This window comes from Halomonas sp. FeN2, assembly GCF_020595105.1.
In the GTDB taxonomy this organism is placed as follows: domain Bacteria; phylum Pseudomonadota; class Gammaproteobacteria; order Pseudomonadales; family Halomonadaceae; genus Vreelandella; species Vreelandella neptunia.
Map to the genome: position 1 here is coordinate 4,262,349 of NZ_CP074200.1, position 13,259 is coordinate 4,275,607.

The window sequence follows — 13,259 nt, forward strand, 5'->3', positions numbered from 1 at the left end:
ACATTCGAACGTACAATTATTTATAACGTACGCTGATTTTAGCTTGTGTGACGAGCTTGTTCTTGTGAGGTAAGGGGCCATGACCCAATTGTCTACATTGTCGTCAAAAGAGCGGTCTTCAGAGACGCGTTCTTCATCTTCAGCGACGCAGGGGGAGGCTTTTAATGCCCCTGATGCCGCGCGCTTGACCCACCTCAAGCAATTAGAAGCCGAGTCTATCCATATTATCCGTGAAGTCGCCGCCGAGTTCGCCAACCCGGTGATGATGTACTCCATCGGTAAAGATTCGTCGGTCATGCTGCACTTGGCGCGCAAAGCTTTTTACCCCGGCACACCGCCATTCCCGCTGATGCACGTGGACACCACGTGGAAGTTTCGCGAAATGATCGAGTTCCGCAACCGCATGGCCGAAGAGGCGGGTATGGAGCTGATCGTGCACACCAACGAAGAGGGGCGCGCAGCCAATATCAACCCGTTTGATCACGGCAGCGCCAAATACACCGATATCATGAAAACCCAGGCGCTCAAGCAGGCGCTGGATAAGCATGGATTTGATGCCGCCTTTGGTGGCGCGCGTCGTGATGAAGAAGCCTCGCGGGCTAAAGAGCGCGTCTACTCGTTCCGTGATAAGTATCACCGTTGGGATCCTAAAAACCAGCGCCCTGAGCTTTGGAACGTATATAACGCCAAGGTCAATAAAGGTGAATCGATCCGCGTGTTCCCGCTCTCTAACTGGACCGAGCTGGATATCTGGCAATACATCTACTTAGAGTCGATTCCCATCGTGCCGCTCTACTACTCAGCCAAGCGGCCCATAGTCGAGCGCGACGGTATGCAAGTTATGGTCGATGACGACCGCATGCCGTTAGCGCCTGGCGAAGTGCCGGAAATGAAGTCGGTGCGGTTTAGAACGCTTGGCTGCTACCCGCTAACTGGCGCGGTGGAATCCGAAGCGGCAACGCTGCCGGAAATTATTCAAGAGATGCTGCTGACCCGAACCAGCGAGCGCAGTGGCCGTGCCATTGACCGCGACCAGGTGGGTTCGATGGAGAAGAAAAAGCGCGAGGGGTACTTCTAATGTCTCATCAGTCAAATTTAATCGCCGATAATATCGAAGAGTACCTGCACGAGCACGAAAACAAAGACCTGCTGCGTTTTATTACCTGCGGCAGTGTCGACGACGGCAAGTCGACCTTGATTGGCCGTCTACTCCACGACTCGAAAATGATCTTTGAAGATCAGTTGGCGGCGATTACCCAAGCTTCTAAAACCAGCGGCACTACTGGTGATAACGTTGATCTGGCGCTATTGGTCGATGGCCTGCAGTCAGAGCGAGAGCAGGGCATTACCATCGATGTGGCGTACCGCTTTTTCTCTACCGATAAGCGCAAATTTATTATCGCCGATACGCCTGGGCACGAGCAGTACACCCGCAATATGGCCACCGGCGCATCAACCGCCAGCTTGGCGATTATTCTGATCGATGCCCGCTACGGTGTGCAGACCCAGACGCGCCGCCATAGCTTTATTGCCGACCTGCTAGGTATTCAACACCTGGTGATTGCGGTCAATAAGATGGATCTGGTGGAGTTCTCCGAGCAACGCTTTAACGAGATAGTCGATGAGTACCGCGCTTTTGCCACTAACCTCCAAGCACCGGACATTCGCTTTGTGCCGATGTCGGCACTGAATGGCGACAACGTGGTCAATCGCAGCGAACAAACGCCCTGGTATTTTAGCGATGGTTACCAGGGGCAAACGCTGATCGAGCTATTAGAGAGTGTCGAGATTACCCGCGATCAGAACCTCAGCGATTTGCGCTTGCCAGTGCAGTACGTGAACCGCCCGAACCTGGACTTCCGCGGTTACTGCGGCACCTTAGCTGCGGGTGTATTACGTCCTGGGCAAGCCGTTAAGGCACTCCCGTCAGGTAAAACATCGCGCGTTGCACGAATTGTCACTTTTGATGGCGATCTTGAGGCGGCTTATCCCGGTCAGGCTATTACTGTGACCTTGGAAGATGAGATCGATATCTCCCGTGGCGACTGGCTGGTGGCAGCAGATAGCGAGCTGCCGCTCTCCAACACCTTTAAAGCCGATATTGTCTGGATGCAGGAAGAGGCGTTAACGCCGGGTAAGCTCTACGATTTCAAGCTGGCGACCCGCGATCTTTCCGGCCAGGTCAGTGCAATTGATTACCAGATAGACGTCAATACCCTAGAGAAACATGCCACTCACTCGCTGGGTCTTAATGCAATTGCCCGCTGTGACGTGGAGCTGACCGCTGCTATTCCAGTGGATGATTACCGCACCAGCCCTGGCACCGGTAGCTTTATCATCATTGATCGGTTGACCAACGTGACCGTAGGCGCTGGCATGATCCGCGGCACGGCAAGCGCCCCAGGCAATGCTTCAAACACCACCGATTGGGCCGCCTTTGAGCGTGACTTGAATGCCCTGGTGCGTAAGCATTTCCCTCACTGGGAAGCGAAAGATATCAGTGGTTTGCTGGGCAATCAGTTAGGCTAAAAATCGTTGTGATTTGCTAAGGGGGCGCTCCAGGCCCCCTCATGGCCTAACGCAGCTAATTAGAGGCATCCGTGAGCATCAATCATCACGATACCGGCTACAAAGAGTTATTCAGCTACCCGGAGTTTGTTCAGCAACTGATTGAAGGCTTTGCGCCTGACGAGCTTGCCGCCTTAATGGATTTCTCCACGTTGAAGAACCACAGCGGCAATTACATTACGCCGCTGTTTGAGGAAAAGTTCGAGGATGTGGTGTGGTCGGTCAGTGTCACTTGGGAAGGTGTGACGCAGGAAGTATTTCTTTATATTCTGCTGGAGTTCCAGTCCACAGTGGATCGCTCCATACCGATTCGTTTGATGCATTACGTTGCTTGCTTCTACGATCATCTGCTTAAACAAAAAGCCACCACATTTAGTCAAGGCTTACCACCGATTTTGCCCATTGTGCTCTATAACGGCTCGAAGTCCTGGACAACGCCACCCGATATCTATGACATGATAACGCCAGAACCGCCGGGTTTTCTCCAGGTTTACCAGCCTCGACTACGCTACTATCTAGTTGATGAAGGGCGCTATACTGATGAACAGTTAGGGCTAGTAAGGACGCCGCTCAGTGGGGTGTTTAGTGTTGAGAATGCGGGTGAAAGCTGGGAGGCCTTGCAACAAGCGGTGGATCGCATTGTGGCTATCATTCAAGCGGATCCTAACAAGGAGCGCATTGACCGGATCGTTACCCGCTGGATCAAGCGTCACTTGCAACGGCTTGGGGCTGAGGTCAATCTGGGGCAGCTCAACAGTTTGGTGGAGGATAAGGATATGTTGGCAGAAAACTTAGAGAACCTAGTAAAGAAAGAGCGTCTAGAAGGGCGCCTAGAGGGTTTCGCGGGGCTACTTCGCATGCAGCTGGCGTTCAAGTTTGGTGATTTGCCGTCATGGGTGGACACACAACTCGCAACGGCAACCGACGAACAGCTCGGTGAGTGGGGAACCCAGATGCTGACCGCCAACTCCCTTGATGAACTGTTTAAAGGCTAAGATTGCGTTATAAAAACGCGATTATGCCAAACACAGTGGCACGCCTCCCAGGCGTGCCGCTGTGTTTAAAGGGGCAAATATCACTCAGCGTTAGGGAAAAACAGCTGCTGCCCATCCACCTCAAAATCCGCAATCGCTTGCTGGCCTTTATCGGAAACCAGCCACTCGTGCCACTGGGCGGCAAGATCGTGCTTCAAGTGCGGGTGACGCTCTGCCGAAAGCAATAGGCTGCCATACTGATTGAATAGCGCTTCATCGCCTTCAAACAGCAAGGTAAGGTCTTGTGGGTTGTCAAAGGCGACCCAGGTGGCGCGGTCGGTAAACGTATAGGCGTTCATGCCTGCAGCGGTATTCAACGTAGGGCCCATGCCACTACCCAGCTCGCGGTACCACTCGCCCTGTGGCGTAACTCCTGCATCTTCCCACAAGCGCAATTCTGCGCGGTTAGTGCCGCTATCGTCCCCGCGTGAGGCGAAGGGAGACTCGCTCTCGGCAATACGTTGCATGGCATCGATCACGGTGTCGCTATCGCTGATGCCCGCAGGGTCGTCGCTCGGGCCAACGATCACAAAATCGTTGTACATTACATTCAAGCGTTCTGTGGCGTAGCCATCGGCCACAAACTTTTCTTCACCTGCGGTATCGTGAACCAGCAGGCTATCCGCATCGCCACGGCGGCCAATTTCGAACGCTTGACCGGTGCCTACAGCGACCACGCGCACATCAATCCCGGTCTCTTCGCTGAATGCGGGAAGGATGGCGTCAAACAGGCCTGAGTTTTCGGTAGAGGTCGTGGAGGCCAGGGTAATGTAGTCATCGGCCGCCATCAGCGTAGCGCTGAAAGTCAGCCCTAGCGTGCCTGCGGTGATGAGGGTGGTAGTTTTGTTCATTTTTGCTCCTTGGTCGCTTTTCATGAATCGTTTTACTTCAATCCTAGGGCTCACTTCTTTTGGCGCTACCAGACCAACTCGCCGCGAATAAACGCCCCCGCCTCAGGTGAGGTGGGGGCGGTAAAGAAGTCGCGGGCAGGGGTGTGTTCAAGCAATTCGCCGTTATGCAGAAACACCACTTCGTTGGCTAAGCGGCGTGCTTGGTGCAAGTCGTGAGTGGTCATAACGATACGGGTGCCGCTGTGATGAAACTCCAATACGGCATCTTCAACGGCCTTGATGGCCGCGGGGTCGAGCGCCGAGGTGGGTTCGTCTAAAAACAGCACTTGGGGGTTGAGCAGCCAGGCCCGTGCTAACGCCAAACGCTGCTGCTCGCCGCCGGAAAGCACCCGCGCAGGCCGTTTGGCTAGGTGTGCTAAGCCAAACTTCTCAAGGGCACTCATCGCCTGGGCTTTTCGAGGTAATGCTTTCAGCTCTGGTCGAGCCGCTTTGTTAATGGCTAGCACATAGGTCAGATTATCCAGCGCAGAGCGGCGCAGCAGTACAGGGCGTTGGAAAACCATGGCTTGCGCAGGCTGAGCTCCTTGCCAGCGAACCGAACCGCTGGTGGGTGTTATCAGGCCGTGGGCTAGGCGCATTAACAGGCTTTTGCCCGCACCGTTCGGCCCCATTATTAACGTTCGCTGGCAGCCTGCAAGGCGCATTGAAGTCGGTTTAAGCAGGGTATGGCCGCGATGGATAAAGCTCACGCTGTCGAGCTCAAGGGTGGCGACGGGCGGCGTATGATGAGCGTTCATCCCAGCCGCCTTTTCGCCGTTTCGCCGATCATGTGGGCAATCGCGTTAATCATGGTAACCAGGGCGAGCAGGATGATCCCTAAGCCAAGTGCCATAGGCAGATTGCCCTTGCTGGTTTCCAACACAATGCTGGTGGTCATCACCCGGGTGACGCCGTCGATGTTCCCACCCACAATCATTACCGCGCCTACTTCGGCGCTGGCGCGGCCGAAGCCTGCCAGGATCACTGTTAACAGCCCGAAGCGCGCGTCCCACAGCAGGGTGGGGATCATGCGCAGGCGCGTTAGCCCCAGTGAGTTCAACTGTTCGGCATACTCACCGTGAAGCGCTTCAACCTGCTGGCGGGTAAGAGCAGCGATAATGGGCATTACCAGAATCACTTGGGCTATCACCATCGCTGTTGGCGTAAACAGCAGCCCCCATTCTCCCAGTGGGCCTGCGCGTGAAAGCAGCAGGTAGACGCAAAGCCCAGCGACCACTGGCGGCAAGCCCATGAGCGCATTAAGGGCGACAATGACGACGTTACGTCCAGGAAAGCGCCATAGCGCAAGAGCAGCGCCTAAAGGCAGGGCTATCAGGCTGGCAATCAATACCGCCATCAGCGATACCTGCAGTGAGAGCATCACTATGGAGATGAGCGCGCTATCCATACTCAGTATCAGGGTGAGAGCCGTACTAAAAGCGTTGTCACTGGTGAACATTGAGCGTCGGTTTCACTTTTGTATGCAGAGCTGTTGTAGGAAACTGTTGTCCGATAGTTGGCATGATGTAACGAAAAATGACTTAATGCACGGCGTCCTGAAATTCATGCAGCCTTATGCAGTGTAAATACAAGAAGGGGTTTGCGTTTTACCCAGTGAGGCTACCTTGCGATGTCTGAATCACATGCTTACCTGACCACCGCAGAAGTCGCTGACTATTTGCGCTTAAAAGAGCGCAAGGTGTATGACTTGGTACGCCAAGGCCAGATCCCCTGTAGTCGGGTCACGGGAAAGTTGCTGTTTCCCCGCCAACAGATCGATTTATGGGTGCTGAACCATTTAGAAGGCGATCAGGCGAAGCGTTTATCAGTGCCGCTAGTAGCGGCCGGTAGCCAGGATCCGCTGCTGGAGTGGGCTATTCGGGAAAGCGGCTCTGATTTGGCAATGCTCTGCCAAGGCAGTGGCGACGGCGTACGACGGTTGCTTGACGGCAAGGCGATGCTGGCGGGGATTCATCTGCTGGATGCTTCTACTCAGCGCTATAACGAGCCTAGCGCGCTTGGCTTAAGCGGCATGCGTGATCTGTTGATAGTGCACTGGGCAAAGCGACGCCAAGGTCTGCTTTTACCCGCTGGCAACCCGATGAGCATCACCGGGCTGGATGATTTAAAACGGCCTGGAGTACGCGTGGCGCATCGCCAGCCTGACGCTGGAGCAGCACGCTTGCTGCACTGTTTGCTACAGCAAGCAGGCATTGATAGTTCTGCGGTCAACTGGGCACCACATGCCTCTTTAAGTGAAGATGATTTGGCGCTTAGCATTGGTCAGGGCGAGGCGGATGTTGGGCTGGGGGTTGAAGCTGCCGCCCATCGCCAGCACCTCGGCTTCGTGACACTTTGCGATGAACCGTTTGATTTAATTATGCAGCGGCGCAGCTATTTTGAACCTTCAATACAGCGACTATTGGCGTTTGCTCAGCAAGCGCGTTTTGCCGAGAGGGCAACACAGCTGGGGGGTTATGATATTGCTGAACTAGGAAGGATTGTGCATAACGCCTAGCGCGCTATTCGCTAATCTTTGACCTGCGCTGTCAGCAGGAGAGCTTGACCCTGATTCAATATACGCCACACTAGTGGGGCGTTACTAACGCCAATCATCACGAAAAGGAGAGCATGATGAAACAAGCACTGAACGGTAAACGTGTTGCGATTTTAGCCGCAGATGGTTTTGAAGAGTCTGAGCTGAGCGTACCGCACGCCGCCTTGCAGAAAGAGGGTGTCGAGGTTCACGTAGTGACACCCGACGGTAAAGGAATCCGCGCCTGGGCGGAAACCGACTGGGGCGACACCTATGAAGCCGATAAAGCCCTTGCTGATGCCAGTGAGTCTGACTATCACGCCTTGGTACTTCCGGGTGGTTTATTCAACCCCGATGAACTGCGCATCAACGACGATGCCTTGAGTTTCGTTAAAGGGTTTTTTCAGGCAGGTAAGCCTGTCGCCGCTATCTGCCATGCGCCGTGGATTTTAATTAATGCAGGCGTGGTTGAAGGCCGCCGCATGACCTCGGTACCCAGTGTCGCGCAAGATTTACGTAATGCTGGCGTCGAGTGGGTCGATGAGCCGGTGGTTGTGGACAGCGGACTAGTCACCAGCCGGACGCCGAAAGACTTGGATGCCTTTAATGCCAAGTTACTCGAAGAGCTGCAGGAAGGGCGTCACTCCGGTCAACACGCTTGATGAGCGTATTGCGCCAGTGGGCAAGCTTTGTCAAAAGGCTTGTCCACGTTATTGCCAAACCCATCAAAGGAGACAGTAGCCGCGGCGGGATGGTGGTTCATCCTTACCGCGGCTATGGTTCCCAGCGTGAAGTTTTTGTCATGGGTAGGGTGTTTCGCCAAGCCGCACTAGGCCGAGCCATCCCTCGCCATGGCATGCTACGCGATACTGCGGACGTGGCACGGCGCGTTTTACGCCGGGGGCTGGCCAATGCGCAGGTAGAAATTCACATCGGCGAAAACAAGCTCTGCGTCGGCACGGATCGAGATGGCTATTTCGACGTCCACTTACCGATTAGTCACACCCTGCCCATTGATGTCTCCTGGCACCGCGCCGATATTCTAGTGCACTGCTCGGGGCAGACGCCGGTGCGTACTCACGTAGAAGTTTACGTACCTCCGCCAGAGGCGGATTTGCTGATCATCAGTGATATCGATGACACCGTTATGTTTACCGGGGTGGCGGAAAAGCTCAAAATGCTTTACCGCTTATTTGTTAAAAAGCCTCATCGCCGCACCGCCTTTCCTGGTGTTGCGCCACTTTATCAAGCTTTACATCGCGGCGTTAGTGAACGCGCCGAGCGGCCCATTTTGTATGTATCCCGTGGCCCTTGGGCGATATATGAAATGCTCGAAACCTTTTTTCAGATCAACCGCATCCCCGTTGGGCCGATTATTTTTTTACGCGAATGGGGCATCTCTTTGCGCCGTCCGTGGCCGCGCCGCGCAGAAGAGCATAAGCGCGAACTGATCGACCGCATGTTGACGCTTTACAATGATATGCCGTGTATTCTCATTGGCGACAGCGGTCAGCACGATCCAGAAGTTTATATTGAGATCGTGAAAGCCTACCCGGATCGGATTAAAGCGATTTACATTCGTCGAGTGGATAAAAACCCCAAGCGCGAGCAGGCCATCCAGCGGTTACGGGATGAGTTAGTCGGCACCCAGTGTGATTTAGTGCTCGCCGCGGATAGCGTGCTAATTGCCGAACACGCCCATGCCCAGGGCGATATCTCTGCCCACGGCTTAGCGGCAGTACAGCGCGAAGTGGAAGAGCATCGCAACGATCCCGCATAACGCTGTTGCCAAGTCAGTCCCCATGGTAAAAGTACGCTACGAAAGAAGTGTGTTTAACGACGGTTGTTTGTAGATAGGGACTGCCATGGTTGTTGTGCTGATCATTTTTGCGCTGGCGGTATTTGTGCTCCCCAATGTATGGGCCAAGTGGGTGCTTAAACGCCATACCCGCGGCCGTGACGATTACCCGGGCACGGGTGCAGAACTTGCCGATCATTTGCTGCGCCGACATGGCATTGAGGGCGCCAGCGTTGAGCGCACTGAGTTCGGTGACCATTACGACCCTGAAACCCGCTGCGTACGTCTTTCTCCGGATAACTACGATGGGCGTTCGCTAACGGCCGTCACGGTGGCTGCCCATGAAGTAGGGCACGCCATTCAGCATCACCAGGGCTACGCACCGCTACTGGCCCGAAGCCGCTTAGTCGGCGTCGCCCAAAAAGCCGAAAAACTCGGCGCACTATTGATGATGGCCGCGCCTTTTCTATTTCTGCTAACGCGCTTGCCGGGTGGACTGGCGATAGTGATCGCCATGGCAGTGATTAGCTTTGGCACTGCGGCATTAGTGCATCTAGTGACTCTGCCGGTTGAGTTCGATGCCAGCTTTAACCGCGCGCTGCCGCTATTGAAAGAGTACGTCCCGCCTTACGATATGTCCGGTGCCCGACACGTACTCACCGCCTGCGCGTTTACCTACGTGGCCGCCTCGCTGGCCAGCGTCATGAATCTTGGGCGCTGGCTGGTGATTTTACGGCGGTGAATCGGACAGTAAACAGAGCCTACCCCGGTTTATTAGCCAGAATTACTGCCCTTCTTGGAGCCGGGTAGCCTTCAATGGTGCGGGTGCGGTCGTTGGGGTCGAGAAAATCAGCCAACGATTGGTAGGTCATCCACTCGGTTGAGCGTTGTTCGTCTAACGTGGTAATGGCTTCGTCAACCACACGCACGTTGGTAAAACCGCAGCGCTCCAGCCAGTGGCACAGCGCCGTGGAAGAGGGCAGGAAGTAGACGTTGGGCATGGCGGCGTAACGTTCACCGGGCACAAATACGGTCTGCTCGTCGCCTTCGACTACCAGGGTTTCCAGCACCAGCTCGCCGCCCGGCGCCAAGGCGGCTCTCAACTGCTGAAGGTGCTCAAGGGGGGCAGGGCGATGGTACAGAACGCCCATGGAAAATACCGTATCGAAAAAGCCCAGGTTCTCTGGCACATCTTCGATACCCACGGGTAAAAACTGCGTTCTGCCGTCATCGGCATCGCCGACGAAGTGGCGCACCGCCTGAAACTGCCAGTAGAAGCGCGGCGAAGGGTCGATCACTAATACGAAAGCAGCCCCAGCCCCAGCCATCCGCCAAGCGTGGTAGCCGCTGCCACCTCCCACATCGAGCACCTTGCGGTATTTTAGTGGCGCCAGGTGGGGAGCCACTCGTTGCCATTTCCAGTCTGAGCGCCACTCGGTATCAATATGAATGCCGCCCAGTTGAAAAGGGCCTTTACGCCAGGGGGCGAGTTTTCTAAGCAGGTTAAAACACTGGCGCTGCTGGCTATCGCTAAGATCAAGATCAACGCTTATGGTGTCGCTGTTTAAATCCACGCGTCGCTCGGCGGGCAGCGCCGGAAGCTTGGCTACGGCTTTTTCCCAGGCGGATAAATCGCCGTGGCGGTTACGGTCAAGCCCGTGAGCTAACTGCTCGGGAAGCTTCGCTAGCCAGGGTGTTAGCGAGGCATCAAGCGTCGCTTGATCTAAAAACGCCTGATAAATTGCGCGATGATCGTCGGGTAGTGGCGCCACCTTTAACCCTCCTTAAACGCAATCAGCGAGGCAAAGTTAAGGTACTGGAACCAGGTCATCGAGCGCGGAAAGCCTGCTTGTTTCAAACGGTCATGAAGTGCATCGAGGGTATCCGGCACCAGCACGTTCTCAAGAGCGGTGCGCTTCTGACTGATTTCCAGATCACTGTAGCCATTGGCACGCTTGAAATCGTGGTAGCGTTCTACCCGCCAGGCGTTGTCGCGCTCGTCGGCGTCGACGGTTTTCTCGGAGAGAATCAACACGCCGCCGGGTTCCAGCGCTGCATAAAGCCGCGCCAGTAGCGCATCGCGGTCGGCGGCGGGTAAAAACTGTAAGGTAAAATTGAGAATGATCATGCCCGAAGGCGCATACTCAAGGGTACGAATGTCGGCTTCTTCGACCTGCATAGCGTACGCTGGGCACTCGTCAGCAAAGGTTTGCCGAGCCTGGGCGACCATGGCGGGCGATAGGTCAACGCCCGTGTAGCGAAAGGCGTCAGGCGCCAGCGCCCCTGCCAGCGCAAGGCCGGAAGCGCCCAGCGAGCAGCCCAAATCATAGACATGGGCGCCATGGCGCAGGTGGCGCTGGGCAATTAAGCTCAACATGCCAAGGATTTGTCCGTAGCCAGGTACCGATCGGCGAATCATGTCGGGAAAGCACGCGACCACCTTTTCATCGAAAGAGAACCGCGCAACTCGGTCAAGGGGTGTCGAAAAGATAGCGTCACGGTAAGATGCATCACTCATGGGCAAGCCGGGATCATGGAAAAGGCGTGCTAGTTTACGCGCCCTTAATTGACGAGAACAGGCCTGTCTAGCACAGACTCGTATAGAACAGCCCTGTTTAAGGTTATTAACCTGTTTAATGAACCTCGCTGCAAGGATCGACGCCACTGGAGAAGCTAAATGGCCTCAGCATCAAGCGCTACACCCGATACGTTACCGGCATGGCAAACGTTAAAGCATCACGCTGAAACGCTGCAGCACGTTCACTTGAAAACGCTGTTTGGCACCGAGCCTTCCCGGTGGGAAAGCTTTACTCGCCAGGTGGCGGGCTTGACGCTGGATCTTTCCAAGCAGCGCTGGGATGACGATACCCTCGAACATCTGTTTACGCTGGCCAGTGAAGCGGGCGTACCCTCTGCCATTGAAGCGCTGCTGAGCGGTAAGCGAGTGAACGTCAGCGAAAACCGCCCGGCGTTACATACGGCGCTGCGTTTACCCGCCGATGCGACGCTGGAGGTTGAGGGGGAAGATATCGTCGCTGCCGTGCATGAAAGCCTTGCCCAAATGGAGCGCTTGGTTAGCCGGCTGCACGCAGGGCAGTGGCGTGGTGCCACCGGCAAGCCGATTCGGCATGTGGTTAACCTGGGCGTGGGCGGTTCAGATCTGGGCCCATTAATGGTGACCCATGCGTTGGCAGATTTCCGACCCAAGGATATTCATCCGGTTGAGGTGCATTTTGCCTCCACCATGGACGGCTCCCAGTTAGCGGACTATTTGAGCCGATTGAATCCTGAAACCACTATCTTTGTGTTGTCATCCAAGTCGTTCACCACCATCGATACGCTCTCCAACGCTAACACTGCTCGGGAGTGGTTACTTAGCCGCTTGACCCAGCATGGTGCGACGCCGATCAGCGCTGAGCTGGTGGTGCGTCAGCACTTTATTGGTGTGTCGGCGAGCCCCGAGAAAATGACCGAGTGGGGCATCGCTGACGATCACCAGTTGACCTTCTGGGAGTGGGTAGGCGGACGCTACTCGCTATGGGGCACCATTGGCTTACCCATTGCGCTGGTGGTTGGGATGGCGAATTTCCGTGAGTTTTTAGCGGGTGCGCACGCCATGGATCGCCATTTTGCTGAGGCAGAAATGGCGGAGAACCTGCCCGTGCTGCTGGCGTTAGCGGGCATCTGGAACGTCAATTTCCTGGATATCCGCGCGCACTCTATTCTGCCCTACGATGGGCGCTTGGAGTATTTCGCCGCCTATCTTGAACAGCTTGAGATGGAGTCCAACGGCAAGTCGGTTACCCGTCAAGGGCAGCCGATTAACTACTCCACCTGCCCTGTGCTCTGGGGTCAGTTGGGCCCCAACGCCCAGCACGCGTTTTATCAGCTATTACACCAGGGCACTCAACCGGTGGTGTGTGATTTTATCGCGCCACTCAAGCGGTACGATGAGGTGGAAGACCCGGACACCCGCCGCCACCTTAAAACCCAGCATCGCCTGGCACTGGCCAACTGCTTTGCGCAGTCCCGTGTTCTTATGCTTGGTGATGATGCTTTGGAAGATGACGGGCCACGGCCGGAACACAAGCGCTACCGTGGCAACCAACCCTCAACGACGGTGCTGCTCGACCAGCTTACCCCTGCGACCCTGGGTTCGCTTATCGCCCTTTACGAGCACAAAGTCTTTGTTCAGGCGGTGATTTGGGATATCAACCCGTTCGATCAGTGGGGCGTTGAGCTGGGCAAACAGATTGCCACGGATACCCAAAAGATTATCGACCATGAGGGAGATCTATCGCGGATGGATGCTTCCAGTAAGGGATTGATTGAGGCGTTTTGGGCGGCGGAAAAGGAGTGAGTAAAGGCGCCCCTCTAAGTCTCATTGATGAAGTAGCCCTTTCCACTTTGCCATTGATAAGCATGGCTAGATA

Annotated in this window: 13 protein-coding genes; 8 read left to right on the plus strand and 5 right to left on the minus strand. The window is 55.3% G+C overall.

The genetic code is table 11. From position 1 onward, the window contains the following. Positions 1–79: 79 nt before the first annotated feature. From cysD to KF947_RS19590, 3 genes are all read left to right on the plus strand, one after another. Complete coding sequence (cysD, locus tag KF947_RS19580; RefSeq protein WP_227404875.1) at positions 80–1,078, plus strand: sulfate adenylyltransferase subunit CysD; 999 nt, start codon at positions 80–82, stop codon at positions 1,076–1,078. Further along, complete coding sequence (gene cysN, locus KF947_RS19585; RefSeq protein WP_227404876.1) at positions 1,078–2,529, plus strand: sulfate adenylyltransferase subunit CysN; 1,452 nt, start codon at positions 1,078–1,080, stop codon at positions 2,527–2,529. The genes cysD and cysN overlap by 1 nt, the downstream gene beginning before the upstream one ends. A 71-nt stretch (positions 2,530–2,600) precedes the next feature. Continuing rightward, the gene (locus KF947_RS19590; RefSeq protein WP_227404877.1) at positions 2,601–3,563 is read left to right on the plus strand and encodes an Rpn family recombination-promoting nuclease/putative transposase; all 963 of its coding nucleotides are present in this window, start codon (positions 2,601–2,603) and stop codon (positions 3,561–3,563) included. Between the two features lie 80 nt (positions 3,564–3,643). Here the strand turns inward: KF947_RS19590 and KF947_RS19595 are convergent, their stop codons facing one another. The 3 genes from KF947_RS19595 to KF947_RS19605 all read right to left on the minus strand — a co-directional run bounded on the left by KF947_RS19595 (position 3,644) and on the right by KF947_RS19605 (position 5,951). Continuing rightward, the gene (locus KF947_RS19595) at positions 3,644–4,453 is read right to left on the minus strand and encodes a substrate-binding domain-containing protein (protein WP_227404878.1); all 810 of its coding nucleotides are present in this window, start codon (positions 4,451–4,453) and stop codon (positions 3,644–3,646) included. Between the two features lie 65 nt (positions 4,454–4,518). Then, positions 4,519–5,250 (minus strand): ATP-binding cassette domain-containing protein, encoded by a 732-nt coding sequence (locus KF947_RS19600; RefSeq protein WP_227404879.1) that lies wholly within the window; start codon positions 5,248–5,250, stop codon positions 4,519–4,521. Continuing rightward, on the minus strand, positions 5,247–5,951 hold the full coding sequence (locus tag KF947_RS19605; RefSeq protein WP_133730386.1) for an ABC transporter permease: 705 nt from the start codon (positions 5,949–5,951) through the stop codon (positions 5,247–5,249). Before KF947_RS19605 ends, KF947_RS19600 begins: the two co-directional genes overlap by 4 nt. A gap of 171 nt (positions 5,952–6,122) precedes the next feature. Between KF947_RS19605 and KF947_RS19610 the strand changes: the two genes are divergently transcribed. From KF947_RS19610 to KF947_RS19625, 4 genes are all read left to right on the plus strand, one after another. Then, positions 6,123–7,010, plus strand: a complete 888-nt coding sequence (locus KF947_RS19610) for a helix-turn-helix transcriptional regulator (RefSeq protein WP_227404881.1) — start codon at positions 6,123–6,125, stop codon at positions 7,008–7,010. Positions 7,011–7,126: 116 nt separating this feature from the next. Further along, positions 7,127–7,690 (plus strand): type 1 glutamine amidotransferase domain-containing protein, encoded by a 564-nt coding sequence (locus KF947_RS19615; protein ID WP_133730388.1) that lies wholly within the window; start codon positions 7,127–7,129, stop codon positions 7,688–7,690. Then, the gene (locus tag KF947_RS19620) at positions 7,690–8,808 is read left to right on the plus strand and encodes an App1 family protein (protein WP_133730389.1); all 1,119 of its coding nucleotides are present in this window, start codon (positions 7,690–7,692) and stop codon (positions 8,806–8,808) included. Before KF947_RS19615 ends, KF947_RS19620 begins: the two co-directional genes overlap by 1 nt. Positions 8,809–8,893: 85 nt before the next feature. Beyond that, entirely contained in the window at positions 8,894–9,568 is a 675-nt protein-coding gene (locus KF947_RS19625; protein WP_133730390.1) for a zinc metallopeptidase, read from the plus strand. 19 nt (positions 9,569–9,587) lie between these two features. Here the strand turns inward: KF947_RS19625 and cmoB are convergent, their stop codons facing one another. After that, a complete protein-coding gene (gene cmoB, locus KF947_RS19630) occupies positions 9,588–10,598 on the minus strand; it encodes a tRNA 5-methoxyuridine(34)/uridine 5-oxyacetic acid(34) synthase CmoB (protein ID WP_133730391.1) in 1,011 nt (336 codons plus the stop codon). Between the two features lie 2 nt (positions 10,599–10,600). Then, the gene (cmoA, locus tag KF947_RS19635; RefSeq protein ID WP_133730392.1) at positions 10,601–11,344 is read right to left on the minus strand and encodes a carboxy-S-adenosyl-L-methionine synthase CmoA; all 744 of its coding nucleotides are present in this window, start codon (positions 11,342–11,344) and stop codon (positions 10,601–10,603) included. Between the two features lie 159 nt (positions 11,345–11,503). On the opposite strand from cmoA, the gene pgi reads away from it, so the two are divergent. Next, positions 11,504–13,186, plus strand: a complete 1,683-nt coding sequence (pgi, locus tag KF947_RS19640) for a glucose-6-phosphate isomerase (RefSeq protein ID WP_133730393.1) — start codon at positions 11,504–11,506, stop codon at positions 13,184–13,186. Positions 13,187–13,259: the final 73 nt, after the last annotated feature.

What these genes read in the sequence shown, in the direction of transcription:
- cysD (WP_227404875.1), top strand. Translation starts at nt 80, where the DNA reads ATGACCCAATTGTCTACATTGTCGTCAAAAGAGCGGTCTTCAGAGACG.
- cysN (WP_227404876.1), top strand. Translation starts at nt 1,078, where the DNA reads ATGTCTCATCAGTCAAATTTAATCGCCGATAATATCGAAGAGTACCTG.
- KF947_RS19595 (WP_227404878.1), bottom strand. Translation starts at nt 4,453, where the DNA reads ATGAACAAAACTACCACCCTCATCACCGCAGGCACGCTAGGGCTGACT.
- KF947_RS19600 (WP_227404879.1), bottom strand. Translation starts at nt 5,250, where the DNA reads ATGAACGCTCATCATACGCCGCCCGTCGCCACCCTTGAGCTCGACAGC.
- KF947_RS19605 (WP_133730386.1), bottom strand. Translation starts at nt 5,951, where the DNA reads ATGTTCACCAGTGACAACGCTTTTAGTACGGCTCTCACCCTGATACTG.
- KF947_RS19610 (WP_227404881.1), top strand. Translation starts at nt 6,123, where the DNA reads ATGTCTGAATCACATGCTTACCTGACCACCGCAGAAGTCGCTGACTAT.
- KF947_RS19615 (WP_133730388.1), top strand. Translation starts at nt 7,127, where the DNA reads ATGAAACAAGCACTGAACGGTAAACGTGTTGCGATTTTAGCCGCAGAT.
- KF947_RS19620 (WP_133730389.1), top strand. Translation starts at nt 7,690, where the DNA reads ATGAGCGTATTGCGCCAGTGGGCAAGCTTTGTCAAAAGGCTTGTCCAC.
- KF947_RS19625 (WP_133730390.1), top strand. Translation starts at nt 8,894, where the DNA reads ATGGTTGTTGTGCTGATCATTTTTGCGCTGGCGGTATTTGTGCTCCCC.
- cmoA (WP_133730392.1), bottom strand. Translation starts at nt 11,344, where the DNA reads ATGAGTGATGCATCTTACCGTGACGCTATCTTTTCGACACCCCTTGAC.
- pgi (WP_133730393.1), top strand. Translation starts at nt 11,504, where the DNA reads ATGGCCTCAGCATCAAGCGCTACACCCGATACGTTACCGGCATGGCAA.